The 17,747-nt window shown below is 74.1% G+C and carries 15 protein-coding genes; 7 read left to right on the forward strand and 8 right to left on the reverse strand.

Going from position 1 to position 17,747, the window contains the following annotated elements; all coding sequences use genetic code 11:
* The first annotated feature begins 45 nt into the window (after positions 1-45).
* Positions 46-1,116, forward strand: coding sequence for an SDR family oxidoreductase (locus AB0J80_RS20220; RefSeq protein ID WP_364706891.1), 1,071 nt, complete (start codon positions 46-48; stop codon positions 1,114-1,116).
* Here the strand turns inward: AB0J80_RS20220 and AB0J80_RS20225 are convergent.
* Positions 1,032-1,745, reverse strand: a complete 714-nt coding sequence (locus AB0J80_RS20225) for a GAF domain-containing protein (protein WP_364706894.1) — start codon at positions 1,743-1,745, stop codon at positions 1,032-1,034. The genes AB0J80_RS20220 and AB0J80_RS20225 overlap by 85 nt on opposite strands.
* Before the next feature lie 215 nt (positions 1,746-1,960).
* Between AB0J80_RS20225 and AB0J80_RS20230 the strand changes: the two genes are divergently transcribed.
* From AB0J80_RS20230 to AB0J80_RS20240, 3 genes are all read left to right on the forward strand, one after another.
* Positions 1,961-3,082, forward strand: a complete 1,122-nt coding sequence (locus tag AB0J80_RS20230; protein ID WP_364706992.1) for a glutamate--cysteine ligase — start codon at positions 1,961-1,963, stop codon at positions 3,080-3,082.
* 141 nt (positions 3,083-3,223) lie between these two features.
* The gene (locus AB0J80_RS20235) at positions 3,224-6,886 is read left to right on the forward strand and encodes an ATP-binding protein (RefSeq protein WP_364706896.1); all 3,663 of its coding nucleotides are present in this window, start codon (positions 3,224-3,226) and stop codon (positions 6,884-6,886) included.
* A gap of 41 nt (positions 6,887-6,927) precedes the next feature.
* On the forward strand, positions 6,928-8,439 hold the full coding sequence (locus tag AB0J80_RS20240; protein WP_364706899.1) for an SMI1/KNR4 family protein: 1,512 nt from the start codon (positions 6,928-6,930) through the stop codon (positions 8,437-8,439).
* On the opposite strand, the gene AB0J80_RS20245 is transcribed toward AB0J80_RS20240, so the two are convergent.
* The gene (locus tag AB0J80_RS20245) at positions 8,432-9,112 is read right to left on the reverse strand and encodes a hypothetical protein (protein ID WP_364706902.1); all 681 of its coding nucleotides are present in this window, start codon (positions 9,110-9,112) and stop codon (positions 8,432-8,434) included. The two genes, AB0J80_RS20240 and AB0J80_RS20245, sit on opposite strands and share 8 nt — an antisense overlap.
* Before the next feature lie 145 nt (positions 9,113-9,257).
* Between AB0J80_RS20245 and AB0J80_RS20250 the strand changes: the two genes are divergently transcribed.
* On the forward strand, positions 9,258-9,956 hold the full coding sequence (locus AB0J80_RS20250; RefSeq protein WP_364706905.1) for a DivIVA domain-containing protein: 699 nt from the start codon (positions 9,258-9,260) through the stop codon (positions 9,954-9,956).
* A gap of 6 nt (positions 9,957-9,962) precedes the next feature.
* Here the strand turns inward: AB0J80_RS20250 and AB0J80_RS20255 are convergent, their stop codons facing one another.
* A complete protein-coding gene (locus tag AB0J80_RS20255) occupies positions 9,963-10,571 on the reverse strand; it encodes a hypothetical protein (protein WP_364706908.1) in 609 nt (202 codons plus the stop codon).
* 36 nt (positions 10,572-10,607) lie between these two features.
* The gene (locus tag AB0J80_RS20260; RefSeq protein ID WP_364706911.1) at positions 10,608-11,183 is read right to left on the reverse strand and encodes a helix-turn-helix domain-containing protein; all 576 of its coding nucleotides are present in this window, start codon (positions 11,181-11,183) and stop codon (positions 10,608-10,610) included.
* Between the two features lie 183 nt (positions 11,184-11,366).
* Here AB0J80_RS20260 and AB0J80_RS20265 point away from each other — a divergent pair, with 183 nt between their 5' ends.
* Together AB0J80_RS20265 and AB0J80_RS20270 are read left to right on the forward strand one after the other, a co-directional pair.
* The gene (locus tag AB0J80_RS20265) at positions 11,367-12,971 is read left to right on the forward strand and encodes a CocE/NonD family hydrolase (protein WP_364706914.1); all 1,605 of its coding nucleotides are present in this window, start codon (positions 11,367-11,369) and stop codon (positions 12,969-12,971) included.
* Between the two features lie 75 nt (positions 12,972-13,046).
* Positions 13,047-13,628, forward strand: coding sequence for a hypothetical protein (locus AB0J80_RS20270; RefSeq protein WP_364706917.1), 582 nt, complete (start codon positions 13,047-13,049; stop codon positions 13,626-13,628).
* Positions 13,629-13,655: 27 nt separating this feature from the next.
* On the opposite strand, the gene AB0J80_RS20275 is transcribed toward AB0J80_RS20270, so the two are convergent.
* From AB0J80_RS20275 to AB0J80_RS20290, 4 genes are read right to left on the reverse strand one after another with little or no spacing between them, the layout of a single operon-like run.
* Positions 13,656-15,884, reverse strand: coding sequence for a bifunctional polysaccharide deacetylase/glycosyltransferase family 2 protein (locus tag AB0J80_RS20275; protein WP_364706920.1), 2,229 nt, complete (start codon positions 15,882-15,884; stop codon positions 13,656-13,658).
* Position 15,885: 1 nt separating this feature from the next.
* Positions 15,886-16,284, reverse strand: a complete 399-nt coding sequence (locus AB0J80_RS20280) for a hypothetical protein (RefSeq protein ID WP_364706923.1) — start codon at positions 16,282-16,284, stop codon at positions 15,886-15,888.
* Positions 16,281-17,057 carry a hypothetical protein gene (locus AB0J80_RS20285; RefSeq protein WP_364706926.1) on the reverse strand — a complete coding sequence of 259 codons (777 nt, stop codon included), beginning with the start codon at positions 17,055-17,057 and terminating at the stop codon, positions 16,281-16,283. Before AB0J80_RS20285 ends, AB0J80_RS20280 begins: the two co-directional genes overlap by 4 nt.
* A 34-nt stretch (positions 17,058-17,091) precedes the next feature.
* Positions 17,092-17,676 (reverse strand): RNA polymerase sigma factor, encoded by a 585-nt coding sequence (locus AB0J80_RS20290; protein ID WP_364706929.1) that lies wholly within the window; start codon positions 17,674-17,676, stop codon positions 17,092-17,094.
* Positions 17,677-17,747 lie beyond the last annotated feature (71 nt).

Genomic DNA, 17,747 nt, shown 5'->3' on the forward strand with positions numbered 1-17,747 from the left:
GCTGCCGGGTAGCTCCCACGGTGAGCACTCGTCAGGGGAGGTGGCATGCCGAAGCCGGTGTCCGACCAGGTGGTCGTCATCTGCGGGGCGTCGAGCGGGGTGGGCCGCGCCGCGGCTCTCGCGTTCGCGGCCCGTGGCGCCCGGGTGGTCTGCGCCGCCCGGGGTGAGCAGGCGCTCGGGACCCTGGTGGCGCAGATCGGGCGCGAGGGCGGCACGGCCGTCGCCGTGCCCACCGACGTCGCCGACCCCGCGGCCGTCCGCGCTCTCGCCGACGCCGCCGAGCGGCACTTCGGCCGGATCGACACCTGGATCAACGCCGCGGCGGTCGGTGTCTGGGGCCGGGTCGAGGACGTCACCGACGCCGAGTTCGAGCGGGTGATGCGGGTCAACTTCCTCGGGCACGTGCACGGCGTGCATGCCGCGCTCCCCGCGCTGCGCCGCGCCGGCGGGGGCGTCATCATCGGGATCTCGTCGGCGGAAGGCGTGCGCGCCGTTCCGCTGCAGGCGCCGTACGTGGCGACGAAGTTCGCGCTGCGCGGCTTCTACGACAGCCTGCGGATGGATCTGGCCCAGGACGGCGAGCCGATCGCGGTGTCGACGATCCTGCCCGCCTCACTGGACACGCCGTTCTTCGAACACGCCCGCAGCAAGCTCGGCGTCATGGTGAAGCCGCCTCCGCCGGTGTACGCACCGGAGGTCGTGGCGGCCACCCTGGTGCACGCGGCGGCGCATCCCCGGCGCGAGATCCCCGCCGGAGGCGCGGCCGCGGCCTTCCAGCTCGGCCAGCGGCTGTCCCCGGCACTGCTCGACGTCGTTCTGTCGATTCCCCGGCTCGGCAGGGGCATGCAGCGCACCGACCGGCCGGACACCGGCACCGACAACGTGGACGCGCCGGTGAACGGGCCGGGCCGGGTGCACGGCAGCCATCCCGGCCGGGTGCTGCGGCACAGTCTCTTCACCCGCCTCATCGGGCGGCGTTCCCGGCCCGCCGAGGTCGTGGCGGCCGTTGCCGGCCGGCTCCGGCGCCGGGGTCAGGGGCGGGAGCCGAGCAGGGCGACCGCGGCCACGCCGGGGTCGACTCCCGCCTCGCCGGCGCGGATGCACAAGCTCACATAGGCGTCTTCGGCGGTGCACCGGTTGCCCGCCATGATGACGCTCAGGGCCAGCTTGATCGTGGCCCGGATGCTGAGCGCCTCGGCGTAGCCGGTGACGAGCTCCTGGGAGCCGTCGTCGAGCGCGGGAAGGTCCCCGTGCTCCCCGGCCCTGCCGCGGGCAGGCGCGTGCAGCGACTCGATCGTCATGATCAGGGGTGCCATCGCGGAGCGGTCGCGGCCGTAGACGTTCAGGACGGCGATCGGCTCGCCCCGCCCCGCGTACAGCGGAAGGGACACGGACGCGCGCAAGCCCAGCCGGGGTGCCGCCTCGTGGAAGCCGGGCCATTGCACCGTGGCGGCGGTGTCCGGTACGGCGACGGGTGTGCCGGTGCGCAACGCCTCGAGGCAGGGACCGGCGTCGTCGGCGTACTGTGCCTCGTCGACCTCGCGGATCAGCTCCTCGCTGACCGACACCGTGACCGGGGACCAGCCATGCAGGGCTGTGATCGAGGCGTAGCTCGCCGGGGCGACGCGCTGGGCGGTCAGTCGGGCGATGTCGGCCAGCCGGCGGTCCACGATGGATGCGAAGTCCGGGGTACCGGCGAGAGCGGCGACGGCTCCGGCGAGGTCGCCCGGCGGGTGTGTCGCCATGGTGTCTCCCGATGCGGCGGAGGAGGTGCCCGGATACCCGGCACGGACCGACCTACTCGAGCCATCGATGATCGTTCCGTCGCCGGCGGTTGGCGCTGGGGCGCCCGCGACCGAGTTTGATCGTGATCAGAAAGGGAACGCCACGAGCCCGGCAGGCCATCGGCGGCACTGCCCCGGAGGATCGGCGGCCCGTTGTGCGGACCACTACGCAGGACCTGTCGGTAGCTGTCGGTGCCAGGCCCGGGGCGAACCTGACGCTGGGTGTCGAGGAGGAGTTCCTTCTGCTCGATCCCCATAGCGGGGGGAACGCGCCGGTGGTCGAGCAGGTCATGGACGCTCTCCCCGCCGACGTGCGGGGACAGAGCCACCTCGAGTTCCGTCGCAGCATGGTCGAGATGGTCAGTCTCGTACGGGTCGACCTCGCCGATCTGCGGCGGGAGCTGCTCGTCCTGCGTCGCGCCGCCGCGGCAGCGGCGGCCGGAGCCGGCGCCCGGCTCGTGGCGGTGGGCGCCACCCCGGTGGCGGACCCCGAGCTCACCGTGCCCGACAAGCCGCGCTACCGGGCGATGGTCCGGCAGTACGGGCCCATCGCGTCCGATCCGGCGGTGTGCGGGTGCCACGTGCACGTGGGCGTCCCCGACCGCGAGCTGGCCGTCCAGGTGTGCAACCACCTGCGCCCGTGGCTACCGGTCGTCCAGGCGCTGACGGTGAACTCGCCGGTCCACGCCGGAGCCGACACCGGGCACGCGAGCTGGCGGTCCATGCAGCTGGAACGCTGGCCCAGCATGGGACCCACCCCGCGCTTCGACTCCGCCGAGGACTACGACCGTACGGTCGAAGCGCTGATCATGTCGGGCGTGATGCTGGACCCGTCGATGGTCTACTGGTACGCCCGCCCCTCGGTGCACTACCCGACCGTGGAGATCAGGGTGGGCGACGTGTGCCCCACGGTGGACGACACGATCCTGGTCGCCGGCCTGATCCGCGCCCTGGTCGCCACCGTCGTCGACGATGTCCGGGCCGGCCGGCCCGCCCCTGAGCTGCGCGACTGCCTCGTGTCGGCGGCCCACTGGCGCGCCGCCCACGAGGGGCTCGACGGCACCCTGACCGACCTGCGGTCCGGCCGGGTACGCCCGGCGTGGGACCTCGTCGACGAGCTGTTCGCCGCGGTCAGCCCGGCGTTGCTGCGCCACGGCGACCTCAGCCTCGTGGGCGCCCAGCTCGATCGGCTGCGTCGGCAGGGTACCGGTGCCACTCGGCAGCGCCGGATCCTCCGCGAGAGCGGCGGCCTCGGGGCGGTCCTCGACGAGCTGGCCCGGCAGACCGTAGCTGACTGAAACTGATCAGTCGCCGGAACCGGTCTCCCGGTTTTCTCCCGCACGACGGCATGCCGGCTCCCGGGGCCGGGTACAGCTCTGAGGTTGGGCGGAGAGGATCACCGGCCGCGGGGGAACGTGATGGTGAAGTGACGGGCGCCGATGTCGCCGGATGACGTGTTCGCGGGCGGCGGTGACACCGGTGGGCTCATGGCGCGGCTCGACTGGTCCCGCACGCCGCTGGGGCCGGTCGCGGGATGGCCGCAGAGCCTGCGGTCCGCGGTCCGCATCGTGCTGTCCTCCCGCTACCCGATGCTGCTCCTCTGGGGACCCGAGTACACCCAGCTCTACAACGACGCCTACTCGGCACTGATCGGGGACCAGCACCCCGCGGCGCTCGGCGGGGACGTGCGCGTGACCCTCGAGGCCGGCTGGGACGTGCTCGAACCGCTGATCACCGAGGCCATGGCGACCGGGGTGGCGAGCTGGGTACCCGCCTTGCAACTCATGCTGGAACGGGCCGGGTACCGCGAGGAGGCGTACTTCAGCGTCTCGCACGCGCCGGCGCGCGACGACTCCGGGCGTACCGTCGGCGTGCTCACCGTGTGCAGCGAGGTGACCGAGCAGGTCGTGGGCGAGCGGCGCCTGCGCCTGCTGCGTGACCTGCCGGTGCGCGGCGTGCAGGGCGACGGCGTCGGCGGGACGTACCTGCAGCTGGCGGCGGCGATCGGCGACCACCCGCTCGACGTGCCGTTCGCCGCGATCTATCTGCGCGAGGGCGGGGTGCTGCGCCGCGTGGCGGGTGCCGGCGTCGACGCCGCGGGCCGCGAGGTGGCGGCCCTCCTGCCGGAGGTCCTGGCCCCGGACGCGGTCACGGCAGGGTGGGACCTGACCGCCGGCCTGCGTGACACGGTACGGCTGGACGTGCCGGAGTCGCTCGAGGTCACGGGCGGCCCCTGGGCGCTGCCCGTCCGCGAGGCGGTCGCCGTGCCCCTGCCGTCGGCGGACCGGGCGCAGCCGCTCGGCGTCCTGCTCGCCGGCATCAGCCCGAGCCGGGCCCTGGACGACGCGTACCGGTCCTTCTTCCACCTGCTCGCCCAGCAGGTGTCGGTGGCGGTGCGCAACGCGCTGGCGTACGAGGAGGAACGCCGCCGCGCCGAGACCCTCGCCGAGTTGGACCGGGTCAAGACCGCCTTCTTCACCAACGTCAGCCACGAGTTCCGCACGCCGCTGACGCTGATGCTCGGGCCGCTCACCGACGCCCTCGCGGACCCCGGCGAGCCGCTCGGCGACCGCCAGCGCGACCGCGTCGACACCGCACGCCGCAACGCCACCCGCCTGCTCACGCTGGTCAACAACCTCATGACCTTCTCGAGCCTGGAGGCCGGCCGGGCCGGCAACACCCCGCGCGACGTGGATCTGGGCCGGCTCACCGCCGAGCTCGCCGGCGTCTTCCGCTCCGCGGTCGAACGCGCCGCGCTGCGCCTCGTCGTCGACTGCCCGCCGCTGCCCGCGCCCACAACCGTCGACCCGGCCAACTGGGAGACCATCGTCACCAACCTGCTCTCCAACGCCCTCAAGTTCACCTTCGTGGGCGAGATCCGGGTGACGCTCGACAGCGACGACCAGCAGATCCGGCTGCGCGTGTCCGACACCGGCATCGGCATCGCCCCGCAGGAGCTGCCGCACCTGTTCGACCGCTTCCACCGGGTCCAGGGCGTGCAGGCGCGCAGCCACGAGGGCAGCGGCGTCGGTCTCGCGCTGGTCCGCGAGCTCACCCGCCTGCTCGGCGGCGACGTCACGGTCACGAGTACGCCCGGCAGCGGCACCACCTTCAGCGTCGTGCTGCCGTGGACGGCCGTCACCCCGGCCGGCGCCTCCCCGGACCCGGGCGCCAGTCCGGGCGGGACGGCGCGTGCCCTCGCCGAGGAGGCGCTCGGCTGGCTCCCCGACGTGCCGCCCGCACCCGCCGACGAGCCGGGCCGCGTCCGCATCGTGGTCGCCGACGACAACAGCGACATGCGCGGATACCTGACCCGGCTGCTGACGGCCGAGGGGTGGCAGGTGGAGGCCGTGGGCGACGGTGAGGCCGCGCTCGAGGCCATCCGGCGCCGCCCGCCGAGCCTGCTGCTCACCGACGTGATGATGCCGAGGCTGGACGGCTTCGCGCTGCTGCGGGCACTGCGCCAGGAGGACGCGACCCTGACCCTGCCCGTGATCATGCTCTCGGCCCGGGCCGGCGGCGAGGCAGGCGTGGAGGGCCTGGACGCGGGCGCGGACGACTACGTCGTGAAGCCGTTCACCGCCGCGCAGCTCATCGCCCGGGTCCGGGGCGCCCTGCACCGCGACCGGCTACGGGCCGGGTCCGCGCGGCAGATGTCCGGGTCGGCCGCCACCACCGCCGTGATCGCGTCCGGTCGAGCGCTCGAGAACGCCGTACGCGCGGCGACCGAGCAGGCCCGGACCCTGGCCGGCGCCCTCGCGGCGACCACCGAGCTGGCCGCCGGTCCCGGCCGGGCGCCGCTGACGTTCAGCACCGGGGTGCCGCCCGGCAAGGACGGCCGCGGCGAGAGCGCCGGCCGCATCCGCACGGCGATCCGCGGCCGTGACGGCAACGAGATCGGCGCCCTCACGGTGGTCCTGGGCAGACCGGACGGTGACGGCCACGCCGCGACGGTGCTCGAACCGGTCGCCGCGATGCTGGCGGCCCTCGCCGAGAGCCGGTGGGAGCCGGACCACGGGCGGCAGGTCGCGATGACGATGCAGCACAACCTGCTGCCGGAGGGCCTGCCCGCCGTCGCCGGGTGGGACCTCAGCGCCCGGTACCAGCCGGCGTCCGCGGTGCGCGGCGACTGGTACGACGTCGTGCCGCTGCCCGGGGGAGACCTGCTGCTGGCGGTCGGCGACGTCGCGGGGCAGGGCGTGGAGGCCGCCGTCACCGCCGGCCGGCTGCGCACCGCCGTGCGCGCGTACGCGTCGCAGGACGCCACTCCCGAACGGATCCTGACCCGGCTGCGGACCTCCGCCTTCGCCACCGTGCTCCTCGCCCGGCTCACCCCCGGCACCGGCGAGCTGACCTGGGCGACGGCGGGTCACCCGGCGCCGGTCATGGGCGTCCCGGGCAGCCCGGCGGAATGGCTCACCGGTACGGCCGGGCCGCCGCTCGGCCTGGACACCGCCACGTACGCCGGCAACCGGCTGACCGTGCCGCCGGGCGCCCACCTGCTGCTGTTCACCGACGGCCTGGTTCCCCTCGACAGCGGGATAGCGCGGCTGCTGGCCCGGTGCACCGACCGCAGCCGTCGCGGCGCGACGGCCGCCGACCTGCTCGACGCCGCCCTCGGCGGTGAGGGCGGCCCACCCGCCGACGACATCGCGGCGCTGGCGCTGCGGCGGGACCCGGCCCCGCGGCCGGCCGTCGCCGGAGCGCCGTTGGAGGCCCGCGAACTGGCCTGGACGTACCCCCTGGCGCCGACCGCTTCCGCGGCGATGCGCCGCGACCTGCGCGCGGCCCTCTCCGACGTCGACCCGGACCTGCTCGACGACCTGCAGCTGGCGGCCACGGAGGCGGTCAACAACGCGGTGGAGCACGCTCAGCGGCCGGCCCTGCCCCAGGTCGACGTGCGCCTGCTGGTGGCCGGCGACGTCATCCGGATCAGCGTCCGGGACTACGGCAGCTGGCGGGAACGGCCCGCGCCGATGGACCGCGGGCGCGGTGCCCTCCTGATGAACGCCTACGGCGACGTACGCGTCTCCGTCACCTCCACGGGCACCCTCGTCACCATCGAGCGGCGTCCGGGCCCGCGGCCGGAGAGCGGCCTTTAGGATCACCGGGTCCGTCCCGACCGCCAGACCCGGAGTCGTCCATGCCCCAGCAGCCGTGGCCGGACGGCGGCCCGTGGATGCTCGCGACGACGTCCTCGGCGATCGGCTGGCAGCTCCCCGCGGCCGCCCTCGCGGCAGCCGCGACCGTCCGCGTCGCCGTCCTGGCCTTCGGCACCGAGCCCGCCGCCCAAGCCGAGCCCACCCCAGCGGAGCCCACCGAGACCATCACCCCGACCGTGCCGGGTGAGCTGCTCCTCGGCGGGCTGGCCACCTATCTCGAGGCTCGTGAGGGCGGCGCCGACCCACTGACCGTCGACGAGGCCGCCGAGCTGGTCCGCACCCTGTCCCGGACCCACGGGCTGGTGCTCGTCGTCGGCGTCCCCGGCCTGCTCGTGCCGCTCGGCCCGGCCGGCTGGACCCTCACCGACCTGGCCGCCGCCGTGAACGCCCCGGTTCTCGTGGTGACCGGTCCCGGCCCGGACTCGGCCAACCACACCACCCTCGCCCTCGGCGCCCTGACCGGCCGGAATCTCACCGCCGCCGTGGTCACCGTGAGCCTGGGCGCCGACCGCCTCCTGCTGGACGAGGCGCTTCCGGTCACCCCCGCCGGCCACATCCCGGCCGACGCGGCCGAGCATCCCGGCGACTTCCCGGTGGCCGCGCGGGAGTGGCTCGAGCCGATGCTGCATGCCTCCGCCGGCCGCCGGAGGACCACGGAACCCCCGCCGCCGCCCCAGCCGGTCCCGCCCCGGGCCACGTCCAGCGGCAGGCGTGTCGTGCTGCTGCTCGGCGGCGTGTTCCTCACGATGGTGCTGGTGGTGTGCGGCTTGGCGTTCTGCGGGCGTACCCGGGAACCGGAACGCGAGATCCCGACCGGCTTCGCTGCCACCGTCGCCGAGGTGCCCGAGGAGGAACCGGTCCCCACGCCGCGGCGGTCGGCCGGCGACGTGTGCCCGCCCGCCCGGGAGCCGGTGCGGCCCACCAGACCGGACAGCGCCACCACGGCACGGGTGAACGCGGCGTGGCAGCGCATCGAGAAGTGGCTCGCCGTCCACGTACCGAAGGACCGCCGGTCGCTGCGGCCACCCGCCTCCCGTGCCGCGCTCGACGACCTGCAGAAGCGTTTGTCGGTGCCGTTCCCGCCCGACCTGGTCGCCTCGCTCCTGCGTCACGACGGCGTGGCGTCCGCCGGATTCGAGCTGCCGTGGTTCTACGAGCCCGCTTCGGTACGGGAGATCGGCGACGAACGGCAGATGCTGTGCGAGGTGCTGGCGGACGGTCCGTCCGAGCTGGGCGACTACTGGTGGCATGCGGCGTACGTGCCGTTCGCGACCTCCGGCGACGGCGGCAACCTGCTGGTGGATCAGCGTCCGGGCGGGCACGGCCGGGTGGGGGAGTTCTTCAACGAGGAGGGCGTCGACTTCGAGGGGTGGCCCGCGTCGGTCGCCGAGCTGCTCGAGAAGACCGCCACCTCGCTGGAGACCGGGCGTCCCTACGACAACCGCTACCGGCCGGTCATCGAGGACGGCTCCCTCACGTGGGACATCATCTGAGCAGCCCGACCGAGACGAGCACGGCGCGCGCCATGCCGGCGCCCGGGCGCACGACCGTGTCCCGCACCCACCGCCCGGCGCCCGCCGCCACCCGCCAGGCGGGAACGACCGTCCACCGCCACACGCCCGCGATCACCAGCCCGGCCGGGCGCAGGATCCACCGGTAGAGCTGCCGGAGCAGCCATCCGGCGCCGCGCCACCCCGGCAGCAGGAACCATCGGTACGCCACCCGCGCGACCGCCGTGATCACGGAGACCAGCGTCTCGAGCGTCCAGGCCACCGCCCGTCCCACGGCCTGCCACACCGGCGCCGTCACCGAGAAGAACCACACCACCGGCACGACGACCAGGTAGCGCAGGAGCCACACGAACGGCCTGCTCAAGAACCGGCGGTGAGCCCAGAACCACCGCCCGAGCAACGAGAAGGGCACGACGACGGACCATCGCCAGAGGAACGACAGCGGGACGACGACGAGCCGGCGCCACAGGAACGAGAGCGGAATCATTACGGCTCGGTGCCACAACCAGGCGAGCGGGCGTCCCACCCAGCGCTCGAGGAATCGCCCCACGGCGCTCAACAGCTCCCATGCCAGCCGCAACGGCAGCACGACGACGACGGCGAACACGCGAACCGGCCACTGGACCCACGGTGGCGGCTCGGGCGCGGTGCTCATGGCCGACCACGGTAGTGGACCTCCTCCACCTGGGGAATCACCGGAAGGACCGGGGCGCCCGGCCGCAACGCCCCACGCGAGCGACTTTTCACGGCGGCATAGGATCGACCCCCGACACCGCCGCCGACATGCTCTAGGGAGCGCGATGCCGCTGACTCCGGCCGACGTCCACAACATGGCCTTCAAGAAACCGCCCATCGGAAAGCGGGGATACGACGAGGAGGAGGTCGACGCCTTCCTCGACGAGGTCGAGCAGGAGCTCATCCGGCTGCTGGAGGAGAACGGGGCGCTCCAGGACCAGATCCAGCGACGGGGCCCGGCCGGTCCCGGTGCCGCCTCGACCGTGGTGCTCGACGGCGAGTTCGCCGAGATCGCCGCGAAGCTGGAGCGGCTGCAGGAGGCACGGGCCCGGGCCGAGCAGAACGCCCGCAGCATGCAGGCCCAACTGGAGCAGGCGCGCAGCGCGCAGCTGGCCGCTCCCGCCCCCGTCGCCGACGACGACCGCAACGCCCGGGTCCTGATGATGGCGCAGCGCACGGCCGACGATCATCTGCGGGACGCCCAGCAGGAGTCGGAGGCGCTGCTCGCCGCCGCACGGGGGCAGGCCGAGCAGATCACCGGCGAGGCCGAGCTTCGCGCCGGGACGATCGAGGGCGACGCGCGCCGCAACCACTCCGAGGCGATGAACAGCCTGGGCACCAAGCGCGCCGCGCTGCTCGACGAGATCGAGCGGCTGGGGCAGCTTGCGCAGAGCTACCAGGGCGCGCTCCAAAGCCACCTGACGCAGCAGATGCAGGAGCTGAACAGCGAGCCGAAGGTGCCGCCGGGCCGCGCGCTGGGCTGACGCGGGTCAGGAGGCCGGCGTCTCCGGCCCACGGGGATGCTCGACCTCGTAGTCGACCTCGCGCTGGTCGGCCCGCCGTTCGCGTTCGTCCGCCCGTCGGTCGCGGTCGTCGGCGCGTCGGTCGCGGTCGTCGGCGCGTCGTTGGCGGTCGGCGGCGTGTCGGTCGCGGTCGGCGGCGTGTCGGTCGCGGTCGTCGCGACGGGCGGTGCGGAACTCCTCGCGGTCGTCGAGCTGCTGCTGCCGGACACCGACCGCCATCTCGCGCAGGGCGACCTCGGTCTCGTGCCGCTTGGCGTCGATCTCCCGCTGCTCCATGGCGGCGTCGCGTTCAGGATCGCCGCCGTTGTTCCTGATTACCCGGCGTACCTCGTCGGAGGGCAGTTCCCTCCGGCGGTACGCCGCTGCCGCCTCCCGCTCCGCCGCCGCGAGCCGCCGGTCCCGGACCGCGTGCGCCGCCGCCCCGGGCAGGTGGCCCTCCATCTCGTCGTGCAGGCCGGCGCTGCTCTCCAACGTTCCAGCCAGGGAGTCGGCCGCCTGCGCCAGGCGTTCGAACTGCTCGTCCGTCATGACGTCCGGCGTGCGCACCCGGTTCATGTCCTCATCGTCCAGCCGCATGCCGCATTGTCCCTCGCGGGCAGCCTCGCCTCTACCTCAGGGCGCGTGGCGGCCGCGGAAGACGCCGTCGAGCATCAGGTCGATGGAGCGGTCGGCCGCCGCGCGGGCGGCCGCCGTGTCCTCGCCGGCTCCGGCCACGCTGCGCACCATCGCGAAGAGCAGCAGCAGGTCGCCGGGGACCAGGTCCCGGCGTACGTATCCGAGGTCCTGGGCGCGCCGCAGCGGCTGGGTGAACGCCGTGACCAGCCGGCGTTCGTACTGGCGGCGGGCGCCGGACTCGAGGCCCTCGGCGAGGACCACCAGCGACCGCATCTCGATCAGCCGGTGCAGGACGACGCGCAGCAGCGGGCGGAAGGCGGAGGGCCGGTCGATGCTCGCGGCGGCGGCCTCCTCCAGGCGGTGCAGCTGGTGGCTGATGACCGCCGCGGTGAGCGCGCGCCGGTCGGGAAAGTGACGGTAGAGCGTGGCCAGGGCGACGCCTGCCCGGCGGGCGATCTCCGGCATGAGGGCGACCGGATCATGGCCGGTCAGCACCTCGCTCGCGGCTTCGACGATGGCGGCACGGTTGCGCCGGGCGTCCCGCCGGAGGGACGTTTGCGCACCGTAAAGCATGTCCGGCCTCCTGGAGTCGGCGTATATGTTACCGGCAAGTAACGAGAATGTCACCGCCTTCTATTTCTCGGTACCGGCTCCTACGCTGCCGCCACTGACGAGCTGCAGCTTCCGCCACCGCCCCCATCGGGGCGGCCGGCCGTCGGCAGGTTCACCGACACCCCGACACCTTCAGGAGTGCCCATGGCGCCCCGTCGCTCCGCCGTGCCCGTCTTCCTGCTCTCGCTGATCACCACCGCCGCACTGGCCGCCGCTCCCGCCCCCGCGGTCGCCGCCGGCGCCACCACCGCCGCTCCCGTCGCTGCCGCGCAGGGCACGACCGGCGTCCGCTTCGTCGACATCACCAGTGGCGACGCGGTCCTCAAGGCCAACGTCGTCGCGCCGGCCGCCGCCGGCCGGCACCCCGTGCTGATCATGCCGTCCAGCTGGGGCCTCAACGATCTCGAGTACCTGGCGCAGGCCCAGACGCTCGCCGGCCGCGGGTACGTCGTCGTCTCGTACACGCCGCGGGGCTGGTGGTTCTCCGGCGGCGAGATCGACACGGCCGGCCCGAAGGACATGGCCGACATCTCCCGGGTCATCGACTGGGCGCTCGCCAACACCCCCGCCGACCCGGCCCGCATCGGCGCCGCCGGCATCTCGTACGGCGCCGGGCTGAGCCTGCTCGGCGCGGCCTTCGACCGGCGCATCCGGGCCGTGGCGGTGATGAGCGGCTGGGCCGACCTGGTCGCCTCGCTCTACGCCGACCAGACCCGGCACCGGCAGTCCGCCGGCCTGCTGCAGCTCGCCGCGAACACCCTCGGCAACGCCAGCGAGGAGCTGAACCAGAACCTCGACGACTTCGCCGCGAACCGGGATGCTCCGCAGGTGATGGCCTGGGCGAGGAAGCGGGGTGCGGCCACGTACCTGGACGCGCTCAACGCGAACGCGCCCGCCGTGTTCATCGCCAACGGCTGGGGCGACACGTTCTTCCCGCCGAACCAGATCGTGGACCTCTACAACCGGCTGACCACGCCCAAGCGTCTCGAGCTGCGACCGGGCGACCACGCGATCGCCGAGCTCACCGGCCTGATCGGGATCGACAACGACGTGTGGACCAGCCTGTACCGGTGGTTCGACCAGTACCTGCTCGGCGCCTCCGGGGCCACCGCCGAACCGCCGGTGGAGATCAAGCCGTACAACGCGCCGGAGGAGCAGTACGCCAGCTGGTCCGCGCTGACCACCTCCACCCGCCGGTACGGCCTCGGCGCCATCCGCCGGCTCGACGGCACCGGACTGCTCGGCGGCGACCCGAGCAGCGGCTGGTCCAAGACGCTGCCGACCGACAAGGACACCACGGCCAACGGCGGCATAGTCCTGATCACCAACGGACTGGCCGCATTCACCGGCTGGCAGCCGTCGATCTGGCTGCCCACCGTGGACCGCTCGCGTGCCGGTGTCTGGGCCTCCGAACGCCCGTCGTCGGTACAGCGGATCCGCGGCGTCCCGAAGCTGCACCTGCAGCTGAGCGACACGGAGGCGCAGGGCACGGTGGTCGCGTACCTCTACGACCTCGACGCGATCGGCACCGCGAAGCTGATCACCCACGCACCGGCCACCTGGCTGGGCACCGAGGGCGGCTCCCGCACCGTCGACCTCGACCTGCAGGCCACCGCGTACGACGTACCCGCCGGGCACTCGCTGACCCTCGTGATCGACACGGTCGACTCGCTCTACTACGACGAGAACGCCCCGCACCGCTCGGTGACCGTCACCGGCGGCTCGTACCTGGACGTGCCCCTGCACTGAGACCGACCGGCCCGGTACGGGCGGCACCCGGCTGCCGCCCGTACCGTAGTGGTGTCGGTGTGTCATCTTGTCGCTATGCACCTCAACCGTCTTGTGGCCGCCACCGTGCTCGCCACCGTGCTGCTTCCCGTGGCCGCGTGCCGCAAGGAGCCGTCGCCCACCGCGGCGGCCGGCGCCCCGGCCTCGGGTACCGCCGCCCCGGCCGCGACCGGTATCGGCACCCGACCGGCCACCGAGACCGACACCGCCGCCACCACGGCGCCCAGCGCGAAGCCGCCCGCCGCGGGGCCTCAGGCGGCGATCGGCGACGGGCGCTGGCCCGCCTTCGTCACGGCGGTCGGCGACGGCGAGCTGACCATGGACCTCGTCGAGTTCCTCACCGGGGATGCCGCCGTGAAGGCGTGGCAGAAGAAATACCCGGACTCCGACGAGAAGACGCCGCCGAACGACTACATGATCGTCAACGACAACCCGAAGAAGCGCGTGCTGCCCCTGGCCAAGACGGTGACCGTGAAGGTCGTCGGGGGTGGCGTGGGAGGTGTCGCCAACAAGACGGTCGGGCTGGACGGGCTCAAGGACCGGATCCCGGACACGCTGTTCTGGCTGACCGTCAAGGGCGGCAAGGTCACGCTGGTCCAGGAGCAGTTCCTGCCCTGACCCGATCTGAGCCCTGGTTGATAAGCCCTAGTTGATCGGCCAACGGTCCCGGGCTCGCTGCGCCCCGACGGTCGGCAGCGCCTGGTTCTGCAGGTCGGGACGCGGGCGGATCTGCGGAGGCGGCGGCCATGAGGGACGGGCATGGTCCTGGGGGCCGGCGTGGGCCGTCGCGGCGCCGGTCCGCACCATCCGATGCCAGCGCAGCCGGCCGCCGAGCAGCGCCATCACGGTCGACTGGATCACCACCAGGTACATCAGCTGCCGGTAGACGATCTGCTGCAGCGGCAGGCTCCACAGCGGTGTCCAGCGTTCGCCGTCGAGATGCAGGGCGTACGCCGCCGTGGCCGTCTGGACGGCGGTGAAGCCCGCCCAGGTGGCGAGCACCGTGGCCGGTTCGAGGAAGAACGCGCCGTACACGGCGTACACGTCCACCGTCGGCGCGGTGAGCGGCAGCAGCACCTGGAAGAGCAGCAGGTAGCTCAGGCCTCGCCGGCCGAACCGGCCGGCGGCGCCGCGTTGGCGCAGCGCGCGGCGGTGCTTCCACATCGCCTGCATGGTGCCGTAGCACCAGCGGTACCGCTGCCGCCACAGCTGGCGCAGCGACTCGGGGGCTTCCGTCCAGGCGATGGCGGCGGGCTCATGGACGACCCGCCAGCCGGCCCGCAGCACCGCCATCGTGAAGTCGGTGTCCTCGGCGAGGGTCTGCGCCGACACCCCGCCGACGTCCTCGACGGCCTCGCGGCGGAAGGCGCCGATCGCGCCCGGCACGGTGGGCATGCACTGGGCGATGTCGAACATCCGCCGGTCGAGGTTGAAGCCGATCACGTACTCGAGGTGCTGCCAGCGTCCGAGCAGGCCACGGCGGTTGGCCACCTTGGTGTTGCCGGACACGGCGCCCACGCGGGGGTCGCGCAGGGGCTGCACGAGACGGCCGATCGCGTCGGGTTCGAAGACGGTGTCGCCGTCGACCAGCACGAGGATGTCGTGCTGGGCGTACCCGATGCCGTGGTTGAGGGCCGCGGGTTTTCCGGCGTTGGGCTGGCGCAGCACGTAGACGCCGAGCAGGCCGAGGCGCTCGACGATGTCGGCGGTGCCGTCGGTCGAGCCGTCGTCGACCACGATGACCTCCACCGCCGGGTAGTCGCTGCGGACCAGCGACCGTACGGTGGCGGCGATGTTGGCGGCCTCGTTGTACGCCGGCACGATGACCGACACCGGGCCGACGTACTCCAGCGGGCGGCGGTCGCGACGCAACCGGCGCAGGTGCACGCGGGCGCAGACGAGCTGAGCCAGCAGCCGCAGCCCGCCGAGCGCCAGGGCGACCAGCATGAGCGAGGTGAGGGCGCCGGCCAGCCACCCGCCGGTGGTCTGGGCGGCCCGGAAGGCATGCCCTCGCCACCGCTGCGCCGTGCCGGCCGGGGGCATGGCGGGCAGGCCGAGACCCTCCGAGACGGTGACGAAGCGGTAGCCCTTGGCCTGCAGCGCCGGGATGAGCAGATCGAGGGCCGCGACGGTCTGGGCGCGGTCGCCGCCGGAGTCGTGCATCATGACGACCGCGCCGGCGGTGCCCCTGGGCCGGGCCGCCGCGGCGATCGCCGCCGCGCCCGGGCGGTGCCAGTCGCCGGTGTCCAGGTCGGTGAGCACGAGCAGGTAGCCGGCTTCGGCCGCGCGCCGGTGCGCCCGGTGGTCGGCGGCGGTCACGGCGGCCGGAACCGACGAGTACGGCGGACGCAGCAGCACCGGCCGGCGCCCGGTGGCCGCGGCGACCGCGTTGGCGGTCAGGGTGAGTTCCGCGTCGAGCCGCCAGGACGGCAGCGCGGCGACGTCGGCGTGCGTGAAGGTGTGCGAGCCGATCTCATGGCCCTCGTCGAGCACCCGGCGCGCGAGCTCGGGATGTTCGTTGACCTGGGAGCCGACCTGGAAGAACGTGGCGCGCGCCCGATGCCGGGCCAGCACGTCGAGGATGCGCGGGGTCCAGCGGGGATCCGGGCCGTCGTCGAAGGTCAGAGCGATGGTCTTCGCCGGCATGCTGCGGGTGCCGACGGCCGCATCGGGACCCAGGCGCTGCACGGCCGCTCCGCCGGTGACGGCGGCCGGCGCCGGCGTCCGGTCGCTCAGGGGCGCCGGCCCGTCGCCCTCGCTGCCCACGTGGGTCACATAGCCGTTGAGGCTCAGTTCGGCGAGGACCACGCCCATGGCCAGGACCAGCAGGATCCAGTGGGCCCGCGGCTCCCGCCGCAGCACGCGCTTGCCCATGTCAGTGCTTCTTCCCTGGCGGCGCCGTCGGGGTGTGGGTCGGGATCCGCCGGTGGCTGGTGCGAACCGGTGCGGCGGAGGCGGAGGGGCGCGCCGACTCGGCCGGCGCGGGCCGCGTGGTGGCGGCGTGACTGCCCCTGGGGGTCGGTGCAGCGTCGGCGACATGGCGGGTGGGACGCCGGGACGGTGTGGGGGGCGGCGTCGGCTTCGCGTTGTCGTCGTTGCGCAGATGCTCGCCGCCCGAATCGGCCCAGCCCGGCAACGGTAGCGGTCCTCCGCCGGTGAACCCGGCGACGAGCGCGAGCACGAGCAGCGCGAGGACCAGAGTGCCCGCCGAGCCGGCCACCGCCATCACACGGCGGCGGCGACCGGTGCGGTCGACGAAGACCGGTTCGATCATGTCTTCGGCCCCGGGGTCTTGTCCTTCTTGTCCTTGTTCTTGGTCTTGTCCTTGTCCTGCCCGGGCGGCACGGTCGGCTTGCCGGTGTGGCCGGGCTTGGCCCCCGGTGCCGGGGTGGTGCTCGGCGTACCGAGCTGGGCCGCGCAGAAGTCGGCGACCCGGTCGGCGCCGCCGGCCGCGGCGGCCAGGGCCTTGCGCGACGCGGCCTTCATCGCCTTGCCGTGCGGTTCCTGCTGGGCGGCCCAGGCCTTGCAGAGCCCGCGTACGCCGGGAGGCGCCGCCGCAGGCCCACTGGTGGCCGAGGAGCCGGGAGCCGGCCGGGCGGAGACGGTGGGGGACGGGGTGGCGGACGTGCGGTGCGCCGGATGTGCGGAGCTGGTCCGGGGAGCCGGCGCGGGGACGCCGACGGCCGAGAACAAGCGGTGGGCCTGGTGTTGCGCCCCGGCGGGGAGATGCCCGGTCTCCGCCGCCAGGGCGACACCGCCGCCCGCCAGGACGGCCAATCCGGCCGCCACCTTCACAACGGCCGCCCTGGCGGGCAGCGAAATGCGTGCACGGCGTCCTCCTGCCGGGCTGGTCCGCTCGGCGTCCCGATACGCCGCCACGAACGCCGCCACCGCAGCCCGCTCGCCGGCCAGCTCCCGGGGGGAGGCAGGAGCCTTGGCGGCGTCGAGCAGCACGGCCAGCCCACGGTGATCGGCCCCGCCGGGGTCGCCGGCCATCAGCCGGTCGGCCTCCGCCGGGTCGAGCCGGGAAGTTCGCCGTTCACGCATCGCATCCCTAAGAGCGCGCCAGCCTCGCATGGCGTTACACCTCCCTCGTCCGGGTGCCGTCAGCCTCGTGGCCGCGCGCCTGCACCCGCGGGTCGGCGGCGAGTTTCCGCAGGCCACGCAGGGTGGCTACGCGTACGGCGCCGGCCCGCTTGCCGAGCACCCGCGCGGTGGTCGCGACGTCGAGCCCGGCCACGACGCGCAGCATCACCGCCTCCGCCTGGTCCGCCGGCAGCCCGGCGATGATGCCGACCGCCCACTCGGTGCCGGAGCGCTCCAGCGCCTGAGCGGCGGCGTCCGCCGAGGCAGCGGCGTCCTCGGCGAACGACTCGGCCGGATCCTCCCGGCGCCGCCCGGCCCGCCGCCGCTCGTCGATGCCGCGGTGCCGGGCGATCCGGAACAGCCAGCCCCGGAAGGCGGCCCCGTCGCCGGTGAAGCGGTGCAGGTCCCGGGCGGCCTGCAGCCAGGTCTCGGACGCCACGTCCTCGGCCGCGTCGCCGGCCACCACCCGCAGGTAGCGCAGGACCGCCGGCTGCAGGGAGCGCCACAGGACCGCGAAGCCCGCCTCGTCGCCGTTGCTCGCCGCCTTGACCGCCGCGGTCAGTTCGTCGTCATCCCACACGCATGCTCCGTCGGCCCCTCACCGCCGGGCGCCGCTCGTTCCCCCGGCCCGGACAAGGCCAGCACGGTACA

The sequence above is a fragment of the Actinoplanes sp. NPDC049548 genome (assembly GCF_040676695.1).
In the GTDB taxonomy this organism is placed as follows: domain Bacteria; phylum Actinomycetota; class Actinomycetes; order Mycobacteriales; family Micromonosporaceae; genus Actinoplanes.